Origin of the sequence: Micromonospora sp. HB375 (genome assembly GCF_017872985.1) — a bacterium.
Classification (GTDB): domain Bacteria; phylum Actinomycetota; class Actinomycetes; order Mycobacteriales; family Micromonosporaceae; genus Micromonospora; species Micromonospora chalcea.
In genome coordinates this window covers 2,302,109-2,317,235 of the sequence record NZ_JAGGJO010000001.1, presented here as the reverse complement: position 1 = coordinate 2,317,235, position 15,127 = coordinate 2,302,109, and the positions used below count along the sequence as shown (strand labels likewise).

Here is a 15,127-nt window from a genome sequence, read left to right as displayed (position 1 = left end):
CCTTGACTCGGGTCAACGCCTCGGTCACCGTATGGGGTCTGCCGACATCCTCGCCGCCGGGCCGCCCGCCCAGAACGATCCGGCCGCACGTGGCGATCCGGCCGCTGTGGCTCTGCCGGGTCTGCGCCGGCCCGTGGCCGTGCCAGCCCGCGCGCCTGTTGTTGCTGCTGGAATACCGGCGGGACCGGGTGGCGCTGTCGATCTACATGGCGACATGCCTGTTCGACGCCGCCGCCGACCTGCTGAGACTCAACCCCGATCCGGGCCCACGTCCCGACGAACTGTTCCAGCGGTTCGTCGCGTGGACGAGGCACACCTGAGCGGACAGGTCACTCTCGTCCCGCCGGGCCCGCTGACCAGTCGTCCACCCGCATCCGCGACGGCGACCTCGCTGTCTCAGAGCGCCGCACGAACCCGGCGACGGCGAGCGCGCTCATCGTGGTGGCCACGGCAGCGGCCAGCACCAGGAGGGTGGTCTCCACCTGCACCGTACGCATGTACTCGCCGCCGTTCGCGGTGGCCGACGCGTAGCGCACGGCCGCGAGCGGGTTGAGCAGCACCGCGGCGATGCCGGCGGTCCAGGCCGCCCTCGGTAGCCGCTCGTCGCCGGGACTGACGGTCCGCCGGGCGGCCCAGCAGCCGAGGGCCGCGAACGTGACGAGCAGCGTGACCGGCAGCAGCCAGAGCACGGCGGGCAGCAGGTCGCGGAGGGGCACCACGGCGTCGAGCAGCTCCATCGGGAAACTGGCGCCGTCGTGGGTCACCACGCCGATCCGGTGGCGGTAGGCCGCGAGCGCGACCAGCGTGCAGCCGATGTGGACGGCGATCAGGGCGACGAGGGCGGACAGTGCGGCGCGGCGGGCGGACACCGGGCCGAGGCTACCGCCCGCGCGCTCCGGCGGGGGGCCGCCCGCACCGCGCGGTCAGACACTCAGGGCGAGATCGGCGACCTCGGCCGCGCAGCCCCAGGACAGCGTCACCCCGGCGCCGCCGTGGCCGTACGCGTGCACCAGCCGCCCGTCCGCCGGGTCGATCTCGACCCGGGGGCCGCCGTGCCGGGCCGGCCGCAGCCCGATCCGCTCCCCCAGCACCGGCGCGTCCGCGAGTTGCGGCACCAGCGCCACGCACCGGCGGCGGATCGCCGCCGCCTCCTCCGGGTCGGGGCGGGTGTGCCACACCCCCGCCTCGTAGGTGCCGCCGAGCACCACGTCGTGGCGGCGCGGATGCACGTACGTGATGCCGGCCGGGTCGCCCTCGTCGCGTACCGAGACGGTCAGGCCGGGGTTCGCCACCAGCACGACGTGCCCGCGCGCCGGGTACGCGGCCGGGTCGGCGGCGAGCCGCCCGGCGGCCAGGCCGGTCGCGTTCACCACGACCGGCGCGACCTCGTACGCCTCGGCGAGCGTGCCCAGCGCACGGCGGACGACCCGGCCGCCGCCCGACTCCAGGCGCTCCCGCAGCCAGCTGAGGTACGGGGTCATCTCCACCGACGGGGCGGTGAACCGCAGCAGCGCGGTGTACGGCGGCTCCGCCGGCTCGGCCGTCAGGTCGCCGCAGGCATCGGCCCACCAGGGCGGCCCGGCGTAGCGGTGGCGCAACCACATCCGGGTGGGCCGGTCGACCACCCCCGGCACGCCGTCGGCCGCCTGGCGGCGCAGCTCGGCGTGGGTGTCCCGGGCCCAGCGCAGCACCCGTGGGTCCTCGTCGGTGTGGCTCGGGTACCAGACGGCGGCGGCCACGGTGGACACCGTGTCGGCCGGGTCGTGGGCGGTCAGCACGGTGACCCGGGCACCCCGCCGCTGGAGCGTGAGCGCTGTCGTCAGCCCGACGACCCCGCCGCCGACCACCACCACGTCCGCCTCGGTCATGTTCCGCTCCCGTCGCCCGTACCCGTGTGTTCCTGCCGATGGTGGCCGCCCGGACGCCCGGTGTCCAAGACGGATCGGGCGGCGCACGGGACAAATCGCTTTGTCCGTCTCGGTTACGCTCGTGGCGTTTGGCCTTGGGGAGGTCTCATGAGTGCGGATCCTTCGATGAGCGGCGACTTCACCCGCATGCTCGACGCGACGATGGCGGCACTTCGGACGGTGGGTCCGCCGCCGGCGGACGAGCCGGAGACACCGGCGGTCGGCGAGGCCGCCGACGGGCAGGTCCGCGCCGAGATGGGACGCGACGGCAAGCTCCACGCGCTGCACGTCGAGCCGCGGCTGATGCGGCTCGGCTCCGAGGAGCTGACCGCGCACATCGTCAGCGCGGTGAACGCGGCGATCGACGGGCTGCGTACCGGCGAGAATCCGCAGGTCGCGGACATGTCGCAGTTGCGGGAGCAGTTGCAGGAGGTACGGGACACCGCCGTTCCCCGCCTCGGGTCGTTCCTCGATGCGCTGACCGAGGCGCAGGAGCGGATGGCACGCGGCGGGCAGCGATGAGCGGCGGCGGCTTCGAGGTGCACCCGCCGCTGATCCGGGCCGCCGGGCGGGGCGTCACCGACGCGGCCAAGCGGTTCACCGGCGAGCTGGAGGCGTTCGAGGCACGGATGCAGGGCTACGGCGAGCCGTGGGGCGCCGACGACATCGGGTCGCTCATCGGCATCGCCTACACCGAGGTGGCGAACTACATCTTCGACTGCGTCGGCATGGCCGCCGACGAGTTCACCGCAGCCGGCGCCGACATCGCCGGGATGGCCGACTCGTACGAGCGGGTCGACGAGGACGGCGCGGGCGCCATGCGTTCGCTGGCCGGCGGGCTGGGCTGAGCCGTGGGACTGCAACTACCGGGTGAGCTGGTCACCGCGCTCGGCTGGATCGGCTACACCTGGCCGGCCGCCGACGAGGAGAAGCTCTTCGAGATGGGCCAGGCGTGGCTGGAGTTCGGCGGCCGGATCGGGGCGGCGGCCGGCGCGGCGGACGCGGCTGCCGCGCAGGTGTGGACGCAGAACGTCGGTCCGGCGATCGCGGCGTTCCAGAAGTGGTGGGGCGGGGAGCAGAACGGGCCGGTCGTGCTGCACGACAGCATGCCCGCGGCGATGCTGCTCGGCGCCGGGCTGATCATCTGCGCGGCGATCGTCCTGGCGCTGAAGATCGCGGTGATCGTGCAGCTCGCCATCCTCGCGTTCGAGGTCGCCCAGGCGATCGCCACCGCCGTGGTCACGTTCGGCGCCTCGCTGGCCGAGATCCCGATCTTCCAGATCATCACCCGGGAGATCGTCGGCGCGCTCATCGACCAGGTCATCGGAAGACTGCTCGATGCCTAGCCCGAGGCGCGGCCGGGGCGCCGCCGCGAAACCGGCGGCCGGCAAGATCGTCCGCAAGGCGGTCGAGAAGCTGGAGAAGCCGATCGTCCGGGTCACCGGGCCCAACCGGAGCCTGCCGACGAAGGTCGTCCGGGTGCAGCGCCGGGACTTCCACGCCACCGCCCAGTTCCGGCGCAAGATGGCCGCGCTGAAGAAGCTCAGCGACGACGGCAAGCTCTACAAGGCCACCAACCCGGTGGCCCGCGACAAGAACCTCACCGACGGGTACAAGGACCGGATCCGCCAGAAGATCTGGGACAAGTACTGGCCGCACGACAAGGACCTCGCCAACCGGCTCAGTCAACGGCTCAGCGACTACCACCCCGACCACGTGTGGGAACTGCAGCTCGGCGGGCCGGACACCGTCGACAACCTCAAGCTGCTGCATGGTAGAACCAACACGGACATCGGCTCCCAGATCTGGGGGCAGATCCAGAATCTGCCGGACGGAACCCCGATCCGAATAGAGGTAGTGGATTGACTTCCGATCTCGCGCAGCTTCTCGCCGAACTCCGCGCCGACCTGGCCGCGGACGAGCCGGCCAGTCTCGCGTACGGGCAGATCGGCGACCCGGCCGACGAGGGCGACGTGCCGGCGGAGCTGCCGGACGTCGTCCGCGAGTTCCTGCTCGTGGCCGACGGGCTGCGGGCCGGCGCGTTCGAGCTGGCCTCGACCGGCCGGCTGCCCGGTGTCCAGTACTTCCTCGACTACGCGCCCGACTTCTCCCCCATCGGCCAGGACAAGGGCGGCTGGCTGGTCGTCGGCACACGCAGCGACGAGCCGATCTTCCTGGAGCGCGCCACCGGCGCGGTCTGGTACTTCCCGCCGACCGGCACCGAGTGGTTCATGGGCGACAGTTTCGAGGAACTGGCGCCCGACCTCGACTCGTTCGTGCACTACTACGTGCTCGGCCCCGGCTACGCCGAGCTGGTCACCGACGACGACGGGTGGTACGCGTTCCTCGACCGGCAGGGCCTGCTCGACGAGGCCGAAGCCGAGGACGAGGACGAGGCGCAGCCGTGACAGTCACCCGCGAGCAGCTCACCGCGCTGTGGGGTGAGCGGGGCGTCATCTACTTCCCCGACCAGCGTTTCGACGCGATCCTCGGGCCGCTCGGGCCGGAGGTGTTCCCGCCCGACGGCACGCTTCCGGTCGAGGTGCCGATCCTGTTCACAGTGGACGTCTCGGTCCCCGACGTCGAGCTGTTCTCCACGCTGTCGATCGAGCTGGGCGACCAGGGCCCCCGCCCGTACGTCGTGCTGGGCGCCTCGCCGGAGGACCCGGCGCTGCTGTTCTGCCTGGACGCGGGCACCGGCGCGGTGATCCTGCTCGACCTGGAGACACCGAACCTGGAGACGGTGAACAGCACGTTCGCCGCGTTCGTGGAGTTCCTCTACCGGCTCGGCCAGCTCATCGCCACCGACCCCGGCGGGCGGGAGCGGGCCGCGCGGGCGGCGGCGATCCGCGACGACCTGCGTCCGGTCGACCCGGTCGCGTTCGCCGAGCCGGAGTCGTGGTGGAACATGGCCTTCGACGAGCTGGAGTCGACCGCCTGAGGTCAACCGGCCGCCGGTGCGGCCCGGTCCGCGCCGGTCAGCCCGGCGACGAGCAGCAGGTACGCGGCCAACTCCACCGCCACCGTCAACGCCGCCACCGGTTGCGGCATCGCCAAGGTGGGCGGGATGGCGTACCAGGCGAACAGGGCGGTGCCGTCAGCCGAGACCGGCAGGTGCACGGCCTCGATGCCCGCGTCGAGCAGCGGCAACGCGAGCACCGCCAGCAGTGCCGCGCCGGTCGCGGCGAGCCGTCGGCCCCGCCCGGCCAGCAGCACGGCGAGCGCCAGCGCGGCGAGTGCGAGCGCCAGCGGCGGCAGCACCGCGAGGACGAGCGCGGGCACGACGTCGGCCTGGTCGTACCCCGAACCGTCCGCCCGGGTCAGCGTGGTCTCGGTGCGGATCTCCAGGCCCGGGGTGACGGCGGCGACGGCGACGCCGATGTCGGTGACCCGGACTGCCGCGTACCCGACGACGGGTGCGGCGGCGACCGCGGCGGCGATCAGGTGCCGGCGCCGTCCACGGCCCCGGCAGGCGACCAGCAGCACCGCCACTGCGACAAGCGCCGCCCAGCTCCCGGCGAGCGCCGCGTCGAAGCCGGCCGTCCGGTCGACGGCGCTGTCGCCGCTGCCGTACACCGTCCAGCCGAAGTCCCCCGCGCGCGGCCCGGCCAGCATGGTGCGGACCGCGTCCACGATCAGCGGTGCGAGCGCCGCCGGCACCGCCCAGCGCGGGGCGGGCAGTCCGGCGGCGACGGCGTACGCCAGTAGCAGCGCCAGGCTCAGCACCTCCGCGCCGCGCCAGAGCGGTGCGGCCACCAGGACGCCGACGACGTGGGCGACGGCGGCCACGGCCGCAGGGATCAGCAGCAGCGGAGCACGACGCACCGGCGGATCCTTTCACGGCACACCGGGCCGCCACCGCCCCGTGATCGTCAGCTGCCGGCCGGCACCTGGTCCTTGATGTCGTCGTACCCGGCCGCGCCCGGCGCCGGCGCCGGGGTGTAGATCACCCGGATCACGCCGGTCGGGTACGCCTCCGTCGCGGCCACCCGCAGGTGGTACGGCGCGTCGCCCTCGTCGAACAGCCGGCGGCCCTTGCGGGCGGCGACCGGGTGCACCAGCAGCCGCAGCTCGTCCACCAGGCCCGCGGCGAGCAGTTGCTGCACCACCGAGATCGAGCCGGGAATGAGGATGCCCTTGATGCCGGCGTCGGCCTTGAGCGCGCGCACGGCGTCGGTCAGGTCGCCCTGGATCAGCTCCGAGTTGCGCCAGGAGAACTCCAGCGGCTGGCGGGACACGACGACCTTGCGCATGTCGCCGAGCTGCTTGGCGAACGGCGCGTCCTCACCGCCGGCCGCCTCCCGGTCCGGCCAGGCGCCGGCGAAGCTGTCGTACGTCTCCCGGCCGATCAGCAGCACGTCGGAGGTGTCGTAGTCCTCGGTGACGGCGCGGCCCATGTTGTCGTCGAAGTACGGGAAGTGCCAGTCGGGGTCGATCTCGGCGACACCGTCGGCCGAGATGAACAGCGTGGAGATGACTTTGGCCATCGCGGTGCTCCTTCTCAGGTGGGTTCGACGGGTAGACCGCCGCACCGTGTCAAACTCATCGGCCCGCGACGACGTCACCGGGGTCGGAACGTGAAATCCGGCGGAGCGCCCTCGCCCGCCCGGCGCCGCCAGCGGGTCAGCCCGGGGTGAGGACGCAGAACTCGTTGCCCTCCGGGTCGACCAGCACCCGCCACGGGATGTCGGCCCCGCCCAGGTCCGCGTCGGTGGCGCCGAGCGTCCGCAGGCGGGCGGTCTCGGCGTCCAGGTCGTCCGACGGGTACGGGCGGACGTCGAGGTGGACGCGGTTCCATCCGGTCTTCGCGTCGGCGCTGCGGGCGAACCGCAGGTAGGGCCCGACGCCCTGAGCGGAGCGCAACACCGCCTGCTGGTCGGTCACCTCGTGCACGGTCCAGTCGGTGGCCCGGCCCCAGAAGCCGGCCATGGCGCGCGGGTCGGCGCAGTCGACAACCACCTCGCCGATCGGCCCGGTGTCCGCGCGCCGCGGGTCCGGCTCCCGTACGCAGAACTCGTTGCCCTCCGGGTCCGCCAGGACCGTCCACGGCACGTCGCCCTGGCCCACGTCTGCGGGGGTGGCGCCGAGCGCGGTCAGGCGCGCGACCAGCTCCGTGTGGTGCGCGGGCGAGGTGGTCGCGAGGTCGACGTGGACGCGGTTCTTCGCCGTCTTGGGCTCGGTGGAGACGACGAGGTCGACGTAGAGGGCGCGGGGGTCCGGGTAGGTGAGGCCCGCGGGTTCGAGGTTGGTCACGCCGGGCCCCTCGCTGGACATCTCCCAGCCGAGCACCTCCGCCCAGAAGCCGCCAAGCGCCACCTCGTCGTGTGCCTTCATGTTGATCTGTACGAGCCGGGTTGCCATGGCCGCGATGGTAGGTGCCGCGCCGGGTCGCCGTGGTCCCGGCAGGTGGTCAGGAATCGAGAAGCGGGCGCCCACCGCCGGGCCATAGCGTTGCTGCCAGGCGGTCGGCACCACGCGGACCGCGAGTCACGAGGGGGGATCGAGATGTCCGACGGGTTCACTGCCGAGGAACGCGCCGCGATGAAGGAGCGCGCGGCCGAGCTGCGCGCCGAGGGCAGGAAGGGCGCGAAGAAGGCCGACGACCTGCAGGCGGTGCTCGACCGGATCGCGCAGATGGCGCCGGAGGACCGCGAGCTGGCCGAGCGCGTGCACATGACGATCATGTCCGCCGCGCCGGAGCTGGCGCCGAAGACCTGGTACGGCATGCCCGCGTACGCCAACGCCGCCGGCAAGATCGTCGTGTTCTTCCAGGACGCGGGGAAGTTCAAGTACCGCTACTCGACGGTGGGCTTCCAGGAGGCGGCGAACCTCGACGACGGCGACATGTGGCCGGCGTCGTTCGCGCTGGTGCGGTGGAGCCCGGAGGTGGAGAAGAAGCTCGCCGAGCTGGTGCGTACCGCCGTGTCCTGACCGTGCCGTCAGGCGGACGGCGCGGCGCCGAGGGCGAGCGCGGCGGCGTCGCGGGCGCAGCCCCAGGACAGCATCACGCCGTTGCCCGCGTGGCCGTAGTTGTGCACGACGAGCGCGTCGCCGCGCCGCTGCGCCGCCACGCGCGGCGCCGCCCGGCCGGGACGCAGCCCGACTGTGTGTTCGAGGACCTCGGCGGCGGCCAGGGCGGGTTCGATCGCGACGCACCGGGCGAGGACGTCGGCCTCCTCGGCCGGATCGGGGGTGGTGTCGTCGCTGCGTCGCTGGCCGCCGCCGAGCACCACGTGGTCGCCGTGCGGGAAGATCGACGCCCAGGCCGGCGCCATCGGCGCCTCCATGAAGAACCGTTCCAGGCCGGGGTTGCGCACCACGATCCGGGGGCCGCGCACCGGGTACAGGCCGGTGTCGCCGGTCAGGGCCCGCGCCGCCAGCCCGGCGCAGTTGACCACCACCGGGGCCAGCGTCGCCGCCTCGTCCAGCGAGCCGACCGGCTCCTGGCGCACCTCGCCGCCGCCGTCGCGGAGTCGCTCCAGGAGGTACGCGAGGTAGACCGGCATGTCGACCAGCGGCAGGCGGACGGTGAACGCGGTGCCGAAGCCGGCCGGCCGCTCGTCGTCGCCGAGCTGCCGGAAGCCCGGCGTCTGCTCGGCGTACGGGGGCGTCGCCCCGGCCGGCCGGGCGGCGAGCGTGCCGTCGCGCCACACCACGCCCGGCATGGGCTCGGCGCCGAGCACCCGCAGCGTCTCGTCGGTCCAGGCGCGTTGCGGGTCGCCGGGTGGCGACAGGTTCGGGCCGACGAGCGCCGACGCCAGCGCCGAGGTGGTGCGGGCGGGCGGAGCCGCCGTGCGGACGAGCACCCGGGCGCCGCTCTCGGCCAGCCGGATGCCGGTGCTGAGCCCGCTCACGCCGGCTCCGAGGACGACGACGTCCGGATGTGCGGTCATGGCGGGCCCCCATCGCGTCGCGGCTGCGGTCGCCCGCCCATTCTGCCCGGCGATCCCGCTCCCGTTTGCCCCGTCCGGCCGCCGTCAGTCGCTCAGCGCTGCCAGGAGTCGAGGCCGCGGACCGCGGCGGCGGCGATGTCGTCGGACAGGCCGGGGTCGTTGCTGGTGCCCTCCCAGCCCTGGTCGTGCACGACGGTGACCGCGTCGGCGACCCGGATCACGATGATCTGGCTGGTGGCCTGCCCTTCGGCCGGGCTGCCGTCGAGGCCGGTAGCCGGTCGCGTCACCGTCACCAGCAGGGCTTCGTCGCCGGTCCGGGTCATCGGCTCGGACCGGACGGTGACGGTGCCGCCCGACTCCTGGAACGACCGGCAGGACTCCATCGCCCCGCGGACCCGGCGCAGGTAGTCGGCGGCGCCGGTGCCCTCGAACGCGAAGACGGTCTGGTGCAGCGTGCCGAAGGGGACGTTCTCCGGCGGGTCCGTCGGCTTCTTGTAGGCGCTCGTCATGGCGGCGCTCGCGGTGACCGACCGTCCGCCGCTGCGGAACTCCTGGTCGCACAACTCGGGCAGCGCGTCGGTGACCTCCATCGGCTGCGCCTCGGTCTTGCGTAGCTCCGGCGGCAGGTCGGCGAAGGCGGACGTCGGGATCGTCACGCGCCCGCCGGACGACTGCGACGTCTCCGGCGTCGCGGGGGCGGTGGCCGAGGTCGCGCTCGGGTCCGCGGCGCCGCCGTCGTCCCCACCGCCGTCGCCGCACGCGCCGGCCAGCAGCGCGGTGACGAGCAGGGGTACGCCAAGCATCCGCCTACGGCGACTCGGTGTCCTCATGTCGACCTCCGTCCCGTGCCCGTCCCGACGACGTTCCCGATGCCACGCCGCCCGAAACGGCGTGCCAGTCCCCTGCTCCCCCAACTGCCGGGCGCCCCGTGGCGTTCCGGCGCGCAGCCACCTCTTGACATGTCGTTAGGCACCTGACAATGTTGTCAGGTGCCTAACGACATGAACGCCTACGAGCTGGCCGCTCCGGGCGTCTGGGCGAAGAAATACTTCCTCGCCAGCCGGGCCCTGATGGAGTCCGTGCTGCGCCCCTACGATCTCGGGAACACCCAGTGGTACGTGTTGTACCGGCTGAGTGAGGGCCGGCCGGTCGGCCAGCGCACCCTCACCCGCGAACTGGAGGTCGAACGGGCGACCCTCAGCGCGGTGATCGCGGCGCTCGTCCGCAAAGGCCTGATCGAACAGGTGCCCGACCCGGACGACCAGCGTCAGAAACAGCTGCACATCACGCCGGCCGGCGTGAACCTGTGGAACTCGCTCCCCGATCCGATGGCGTTGATCGCGGAGGTCGCCTTCGGCGGGGTCGACCCCGCGGACATCGAGACCATGAATCGCGTCCTCAGCGGCGCGACCAGACGACTGATCGACTACCGGAAGGAGCACGGGTCATGACCGTTCTCGTGACCGGCGGAACGGGCCTGGTCGGCCCCCGCCTGCTCGGGCGACTCACCGCGGCGGGTATCGAGTGCCGCGCCCTCGTCCGTCCCGGAAAAGCAGTGCCCGACGGCGTACGGCGCGTCGAGGGTGACGTCCTCAGCCCCGAATCCCTGCCGGCAGCCGTGGAAGCGGTCACCGCGGTCATCCACCTGGCCGCCGTCTTCCGCACCCGCGACGACGAGCAGATCTGGGCCGTCAACCGTGACGGCACCCGCAACCTGATCGCCGCCGTCGAGAAGCACGCGCCGCAGGCCCGGTTCCTGCTGGCCAGCACCTCCCACGTCTACGGCGCCGTCAGCACGCACCCCGGGCGTGAGGACGACCCCGTCGCGCCGACGCTGGCCTACCCCGCCAGCAAGATCGAAGCCGAGCAGCTGCTTCGCGCCAGCGGGCTCACCTGGGGCATCCTGCGCCTTCCCTTCATCTACGGCGACCGGGACGGGCACCTCGAATCGTTGCCCGAACTCGCGGCCGGCATGGGGTGGCACCCGGCACAGAGGCTGAGCGTCTGCCACCACGCCGACATCGCCACGGCGTTCGCACTGGCCCTCACGGGCGCGTTCGACAACCGCACCGTCAACATCGCCGACGAGTCGCCCCTGAGCATCTACGAGATGTCCCAGCTCGTCGGCTACTCCTACGGCTCCTCCGCCGAACCGCTCCGTCAGCCGTGGCGGGGGCAGATGGACATCACCCTCGCCCGCAGCCTCGGCTTCACACCGACGATCAGCACCATCTACGAGGCCGTCCGCAGCGGCGCGCTCTGACCCGGCGCGAGCATAAACAAAGGGTTGTTTGCGCAAACCTGTGTTTGCGCTAGCGTGAGGGCATGCGCTCCGATCCGGACCTCGATCTCGCCTTCGCCGCGCTCGGCGACCCGGTCCGCCGCGCCCTGGTGACCCGCCTCGCGCGCGGGGAGGCCACCGTGGGCGAGCTGGGTGAGCCGTTCGACCTGACGCCGCAGGCGATCTCCCACCACGTCGGCGTGCTGCGCCGGTGCGGGCTGGTCGAGCAGCGGCGGGAGGGCACCCGGCGACCCTGCCGGCTGCGCGTCGACCAGCTCACCCGGCTCGGCTCGTGGATCGACGAGCAACGCCGCGCCTGGGACGACCGTCTCGACGCGCTGGAGACGCACCTCTCCGACCCGGAGGCGACCCGGTGAGGACGCGCGTCGAACGGCACGGCGACGAGCTGATCGCCCGGCGGCACCTGCCCGCCGCGCCGGACCGGGTCTGGGCGGCCTTCACCTCGCCGGCGAGCATCGCCGCGTTCTGGGGCGGGTCGCACGCCGACGTGCCGCCGGACTCGGTCACCGTCGACCTGCGGCCGGGCGGGGAGTTCGTCCTCGACACACGCGCGCCCGACGGCCGGACCGGGCGGCTCCGGTTCGTCTACGTCAGCGTGGACCCGCCGCGCGAGCTGGTCTTCGACGAGCCGGTCTCCGGCCTGCGTACGACCGTCACGCTCCGGCCCGCGCGCGACGGCACCGACCTGACGGTGCACCAGCGCAAGCTTCCGCCCGAGTTGCGTACCGACCAGGCCGCGGACGGGCTCGCCTCGATCCTCGACGCGCTCGCCGCCCACCTCCGACATCACGACGATGGAGACGACAGTGCCCCGAGCAACCCAGCGTGACCTGGTCGCGGAATACTTCGCCGGCTTCCGGGCGAGCGACCACGAGCGCATCCTCGCCACCCTCACCGACGACGTGGAGTGGGTCATCCACGGCCACCGCACCACCCGCGGCCGGGCCGAGTTCGACGGCGAGATCGAGAACCCTGCGTTCACCGGCAGTCCACGGCTCGACGTCGAGCGCGTGATCGAGGACGGGCCGGTCGTCGTGGTCACCGGCGAGGGCCGGGGCGCCACCGTCGCGCACGGGCCGTTCCGCTTCGCCTTCAACGACCTGTTCACGTTCCGGGACGGGCTCATCGCCCGCGTCGACTCCTACGTCGTCCCGCTGCCCGGGGCGTGAGCGCCGCCTGACGCCCCGGTGAAGGCCCGCCGGTACGCCGACGGCGAGGTCCGCATCGCGGCGGTGAAGTGGTGCCGGAACGTCACCGCCGTCTCGAACCCCACAGTGGCGGCGACCTCCTCGATCGGCGCGCTCGTCGTCTCCAGCAGCGGCAGGCTGGCCTGGACGCGCCGGTCGATCAGCCAGCGGATCGGCGTGGTGCCGGTGGCCCGCGCGAAGTGCCGCAGGTACGTGCGGGGCGACATGTGCGCCTGCCGGGCCAGCCGGGCCACGGTGATCTCGGCGGTCAGGTTCGCCAGCGCCCACGACATGCTCGCGGCGAGCCGGTCGTCGCCGGGGTCGGCCGGGACCGGCGCCTCGACGAACTGCGCCTGGCCGCCGTCGCGGTGCGGCGGCACGACCAGCCGGCGGGCGACCGCGTTGGCGATCGTCGGGCCGTGGTCGCGGCGTACCAGGTGGACGCAGAGGTCGAGACCGGCCGCGCTGCCGGCGCCGGTGAGGACGTCCCCGTGGTCCACGTACAGCACGTCCGGGTCGACGCGTACCGCCGGGTGCCGCCGGGCGAGCAGGTCGGCGTACCGCCAGTGGGTGGTGGCCCGGCGGCCGTCGAGCAGGCCCGCGCCGGCCAGGGCGAACGCGCCCGAGCAGATCGACACGATCCGGGCGCCCCGCCGGTGCGCGGCACGCAACGCGGCGGTCAGCCGGGGCGACGGGTCGGCGTGCACGTCGGCGACGCCGGGCACGATCAGCGTGCCGGCGCCGGCGAACACGTCGAGGCCGTGGTCGGTGTGCAGCGTGGCGCCGCCGACCAGCCGCACCGCGCCGGGTGTCTCCGCGCAGACGGTCAGCTCGTACCAGGGCACGTCGAACTCCGGGCGGGGCAGGCCGAAGACCTCGGTGACGATCCCGGTCTCGAACACCGACATGCCCTCGTACGCAAGCACCGACACGGTGGCACGGTTCATGGCGGGATGTTAGCGAAGGGCGGCGCTCACGCCACTGGGGCCACCGGACGGCGGTCGGCACGATGGGTGCCATGTCGAACGTCCTGCGCATTCCCGCCGCCCGCCCCGCCGACGCCGTCGCCCACTACGCGGCCCGGCTCTCCTTCCAGGCCGACGTCAGCGACGTGCACGCCGATCTGGAAGCGGGCGTGACCGGCCTGGTCGTGGTCGACTCGCGCAGCCTCGCGGCGTGGCGGCAGGGGCACATCCCCGGTGCCGTCCACCTGCCCACCGCGCAGATCGCCGACCGGGCCGCCGAGCTGATCCCGGCGGACGCCACGGTGGTCACCTACTGCTGGGGACCGGGCTGCGACGGCGCCACCCGTGCGGCGCTGGAGTTCGCCCGGCTCGGCCGGCCGGTCAAGGAGATGATCGGCGGATACGAGTACTGGGTGCGGGAGGGCTTCCCGGTACGCACCGACGCGGGGCTCGTCCGCCGGCCCGCCGACGACCTCACCGCGCCGGCCGGGGCGTCGTGCGGCTGCTGAGGGCGTGTCGGTTCCGTACAAGACACCGGGTGGCGGGCGTTCCTAGCATTGCCGCATGCGTGATCTTGTCTACACCGGATTCATGTCGCTCGACGGCGTGGTGGACTCCCCCGGCGGCGGCCCGGGCGAGGACCACCGCAGCGGCGGCTGGGTCGTCAAGGACGTCGAGTTCCTGCCCGAGGCGTTCTCCCTCAAGGGCGAGGAGCTGGAGCAGACCACGGCGCTGATGTTCGGGCGGCGCAGCTACGAGGCGTTCGCGCCGACCTGGCGCGACTCCGAGGACCACGCCGCCTACCGGGACCTGCCGAAGTACGTGGTGTCGTCCAGCCTGCCCGACGACGCGCTGGTCGACGGCTGGGGACCGACGACGATCCTGCGCTCCACCGCCGACGTGGCCGCGCTCAAGCGGGGCGACGGCGGCGACATCTTCATCCACGGCAGCGCGGAACTCGCCCGCCGTCTCGCCGAGGCGGACCTGATCGAGCGGTACCACCTGCTCGTCTTCCCGGTGCTGCTCGGCGCCGGCAAGGGCCTGTTCACCCGGGCGGACCGGGACCGGCAGACGCTGCGGCTGCGCGACAGCGCCGCCTACCCCAACGGCGTCGTCAAGCTGATCTACGACGTGACCCGCTGAGCCGGGTCCAGCGCGATCGCGCCACCGGCGCCCGCGCGCAGCTCACCGGCCGTCCGTCCGACGTACCGGCGCAGCGCGCGGGCCAGGTGCGGCTCGTCCACGTACCCGAAGGTGGTGACCGCGTCGGCGGGCGGGCCGCCCGCGGCCAGCAGCACGGCGGCCCGGCGCGCTCGGTCGATCTGCCGCACCGCGCCCCGGGTCAGCCCGGTCGCCGCCCGGAAGCGGCGTTCGAGGGTACGCGGTGACGCCGGTGGACGGCCGCCGCGCAGGGTCTCGGTGACGAGCGGGTCGCGGACCACCACGCCGGCCCGGACCAGCCGCTCGACCAGGGCCTCGGCGTCGTCCGGGCCGGGTGTCTCCCACCAACCGCCGTCGAGGCGGAACGTCCGGCGGCTCACGTCGGGCAGCTCGGCGCCGCTGTCCACAAGCTCAGGCGTGGGTACGAGCCGCAGCGAGGTGCCGACCGCGAACTCGATACCGACGAAGCTCGCGCCCTCGGGCACCGGCGCGGCGCCGGTGGCGGTCTCGGGGCCGGAGACGGCCGCGTAGGAGCGCCCGTCGCGCTGCCAGAACACGAGCCCCCAGCACGGCGTCGCCACCGAGGTCATCTCGTCGACCCGGTCGCTGACGCAGGTCCACACGGTGTCGATCCAGGCCGAGTCGGACGCGCGCGTGGTGAACCGCAGCTCCACGGCAGGAGCATACGGCGACCACGGGGTACGAGTAGTCG

The 15,127-nt window shown here is 73.4% G+C and carries 24 protein-coding genes; 15 read left to right on the top strand and 9 right to left on the bottom strand.

Features of this window, described 5'->3' with window-relative positions; translation table 11 throughout:
- Positions 1-89: 89 nt before the first annotated feature.
- Positions 90-320, top strand: a complete 231-nt coding sequence (locus J3R08_RS10820; RefSeq protein WP_209961009.1) for a hypothetical protein — start codon at positions 90-92, stop codon at positions 318-320.
- A gap of 9 nt (positions 321-329) precedes the next feature.
- Here the strand turns inward: J3R08_RS10820 and J3R08_RS10815 are convergent, their stop codons facing one another.
- Both J3R08_RS10815 and J3R08_RS10810 read right to left on the bottom strand, forming a co-directional pair.
- A complete protein-coding gene (locus tag J3R08_RS10815) occupies positions 330-869 on the bottom strand; it encodes a hypothetical protein (protein ID WP_209961007.1) in 540 nt (179 codons plus the stop codon).
- Between the two features lie 54 nt (positions 870-923).
- Positions 924-1,868 (bottom strand): FAD-dependent oxidoreductase, encoded by a 945-nt coding sequence (locus tag J3R08_RS10810; protein ID WP_209961005.1) that lies wholly within the window; start codon positions 1,866-1,868, stop codon positions 924-926.
- A gap of 147 nt (positions 1,869-2,015) precedes the next feature.
- Here J3R08_RS10810 and J3R08_RS10805 point away from each other — a divergent pair, with 147 nt between their 5' ends.
- Genes J3R08_RS10805 through J3R08_RS10780 form a run of 6 tightly spaced genes read left to right on the top strand, consistent with a single transcriptional unit; the run spans position 2,016 to position 4,848 of the window.
- Positions 2,016-2,429, top strand: coding sequence for a YbaB/EbfC family nucleoid-associated protein (locus J3R08_RS10805; RefSeq protein WP_043325160.1), 414 nt, complete (start codon positions 2,016-2,018; stop codon positions 2,427-2,429).
- Complete coding sequence (locus tag J3R08_RS10800) at positions 2,426-2,755, top strand: hypothetical protein (RefSeq protein ID WP_043325161.1); 330 nt, start codon at positions 2,426-2,428, stop codon at positions 2,753-2,755. Before J3R08_RS10805 ends, J3R08_RS10800 begins: the two co-directional genes overlap by 4 nt.
- Positions 2,756-2,758: 3 nt before the next feature.
- Positions 2,759-3,253: a hypothetical protein gene (locus J3R08_RS10795; protein ID WP_043325162.1), complete on the top strand. Its 495-nt coding sequence runs from the start codon at positions 2,759-2,761 to the stop codon at positions 3,251-3,253.
- Positions 3,246-3,773, top strand: a complete 528-nt coding sequence (locus tag J3R08_RS10790; protein WP_043325163.1) for a hypothetical protein — start codon at positions 3,246-3,248, stop codon at positions 3,771-3,773. The genes J3R08_RS10795 and J3R08_RS10790 overlap by 8 nt, the downstream gene beginning before the upstream one ends.
- The gene (locus J3R08_RS10785; RefSeq protein WP_069089981.1) at positions 3,770-4,315 is read left to right on the top strand and encodes an SUKH-4 family immunity protein; all 546 of its coding nucleotides are present in this window, start codon (positions 3,770-3,772) and stop codon (positions 4,313-4,315) included. Before J3R08_RS10790 ends, J3R08_RS10785 begins: the two co-directional genes overlap by 4 nt.
- Positions 4,312-4,848: an SUKH-4 family immunity protein gene (locus J3R08_RS10780; protein ID WP_209961002.1), complete on the top strand. Its 537-nt coding sequence runs from the start codon at positions 4,312-4,314 to the stop codon at positions 4,846-4,848. Before J3R08_RS10785 ends, J3R08_RS10780 begins: the two co-directional genes overlap by 4 nt.
- 2 nt (positions 4,849-4,850) lie before the next feature.
- Here J3R08_RS10780 and J3R08_RS10775 read toward each other — a convergent pair whose 3' ends face one another.
- The 3 genes from J3R08_RS10775 to J3R08_RS10765 all read right to left on the bottom strand — a co-directional run bounded on the left by J3R08_RS10775 (position 4,851) and on the right by J3R08_RS10765 (position 7,268).
- A complete protein-coding gene (locus J3R08_RS10775) occupies positions 4,851-5,732 on the bottom strand; it encodes a hypothetical protein (protein ID WP_209961001.1) in 882 nt (293 codons plus the stop codon).
- Positions 5,733-5,779: 47 nt separating this feature from the next.
- A complete protein-coding gene (locus J3R08_RS10770; RefSeq protein WP_069089984.1) occupies positions 5,780-6,394 on the bottom strand; it encodes a dihydrofolate reductase family protein in 615 nt (204 codons plus the stop codon).
- Between the two features lie 136 nt (positions 6,395-6,530).
- On the bottom strand, positions 6,531-7,268 hold the full coding sequence (locus J3R08_RS10765; protein ID WP_209960999.1) for a VOC family protein: 738 nt from the start codon (positions 7,266-7,268) through the stop codon (positions 6,531-6,533).
- Between the two features lie 144 nt (positions 7,269-7,412).
- Here J3R08_RS10765 and J3R08_RS10760 point away from each other — a divergent pair, with 144 nt between their 5' ends.
- Positions 7,413-7,838: an iron chaperone gene (locus J3R08_RS10760; RefSeq protein ID WP_043325168.1), complete on the top strand. Its 426-nt coding sequence runs from the start codon at positions 7,413-7,415 to the stop codon at positions 7,836-7,838.
- 8 nt (positions 7,839-7,846) lie between these two features.
- Here the strand turns inward: J3R08_RS10760 and J3R08_RS10755 are convergent, their stop codons facing one another.
- Both J3R08_RS10755 and J3R08_RS10750 read right to left on the bottom strand, forming a co-directional pair.
- Positions 7,847-8,800 carry an FAD-dependent oxidoreductase gene (locus tag J3R08_RS10755; protein WP_069089986.1) on the bottom strand — a complete coding sequence of 318 codons (954 nt, stop codon included), beginning with the start codon at positions 8,798-8,800 and terminating at the stop codon, positions 7,847-7,849.
- 92 nt (positions 8,801-8,892) lie between these two features.
- Entirely contained in the window at positions 8,893-9,603 is a 711-nt protein-coding gene (locus tag J3R08_RS10750; protein ID WP_113973250.1) for a hypothetical protein, read from the bottom strand.
- Between the two features lie 198 nt (positions 9,604-9,801).
- On the opposite strand from J3R08_RS10750, the gene J3R08_RS10745 reads away from it, so the two are divergent.
- The 5 genes from J3R08_RS10745 (at position 9,802) to J3R08_RS10725 (ending at position 12,271) form a co-directional block, all read left to right on the top strand.
- On the top strand, positions 9,802-10,251 hold the full coding sequence (locus tag J3R08_RS10745) for a MarR family winged helix-turn-helix transcriptional regulator (protein ID WP_043325171.1): 450 nt from the start codon (positions 9,802-9,804) through the stop codon (positions 10,249-10,251).
- Positions 10,248-11,063, top strand: coding sequence for an NAD(P)-dependent oxidoreductase (locus J3R08_RS10740; protein ID WP_209960997.1), 816 nt, complete (start codon positions 10,248-10,250; stop codon positions 11,061-11,063). The genes J3R08_RS10745 and J3R08_RS10740 overlap by 4 nt, the downstream gene beginning before the upstream one ends.
- 62 nt (positions 11,064-11,125) lie before the next feature.
- Positions 11,126-11,458 carry a helix-turn-helix transcriptional regulator gene (locus tag J3R08_RS10735; RefSeq protein WP_064447430.1) on the top strand — a complete coding sequence of 111 codons (333 nt, stop codon included), beginning with the start codon at positions 11,126-11,128 and terminating at the stop codon, positions 11,456-11,458.
- The gene (locus J3R08_RS10730) at positions 11,455-11,931 is read left to right on the top strand and encodes an SRPBCC domain-containing protein (RefSeq protein ID WP_069089989.1); all 477 of its coding nucleotides are present in this window, start codon (positions 11,455-11,457) and stop codon (positions 11,929-11,931) included. The genes J3R08_RS10735 and J3R08_RS10730 overlap by 4 nt, the downstream gene beginning before the upstream one ends.
- Positions 11,909-12,271, top strand: coding sequence for a nuclear transport factor 2 family protein (locus J3R08_RS10725; protein WP_043325175.1), 363 nt, complete (start codon positions 11,909-11,911; stop codon positions 12,269-12,271). Before J3R08_RS10730 ends, J3R08_RS10725 begins: the two co-directional genes overlap by 23 nt.
- Here J3R08_RS10725 and ftrA read toward each other — a convergent pair.
- Positions 12,244-13,236, bottom strand: coding sequence for a transcriptional regulator FtrA (gene ftrA / locus J3R08_RS10720; RefSeq protein ID WP_113973254.1), 993 nt, complete (start codon positions 13,234-13,236; stop codon positions 12,244-12,246). The genes J3R08_RS10725 and ftrA overlap by 28 nt on opposite strands.
- A gap of 62 nt (positions 13,237-13,298) precedes the next feature.
- On the opposite strand from ftrA, the gene J3R08_RS10715 reads away from it, so the two are divergent.
- Positions 13,299-13,763: a rhodanese-like domain-containing protein gene (locus J3R08_RS10715; protein ID WP_043325177.1), complete on the top strand. Its 465-nt coding sequence runs from the start codon at positions 13,299-13,301 to the stop codon at positions 13,761-13,763.
- Between the two features lie 55 nt (positions 13,764-13,818).
- A complete protein-coding gene (locus J3R08_RS10710) occupies positions 13,819-14,397 on the top strand; it encodes a dihydrofolate reductase family protein (protein WP_043325178.1) in 579 nt (192 codons plus the stop codon).
- Here J3R08_RS10710 and J3R08_RS10705 read toward each other — a convergent pair.
- Positions 14,379-15,089, bottom strand: coding sequence for a helix-turn-helix domain-containing protein (locus J3R08_RS10705; RefSeq protein ID WP_043325179.1), 711 nt, complete (start codon positions 15,087-15,089; stop codon positions 14,379-14,381). The two genes, J3R08_RS10710 and J3R08_RS10705, sit on opposite strands and share 19 nt — an antisense overlap.
- Between the last annotated feature and the right edge of the window lie 38 nt (positions 15,090-15,127).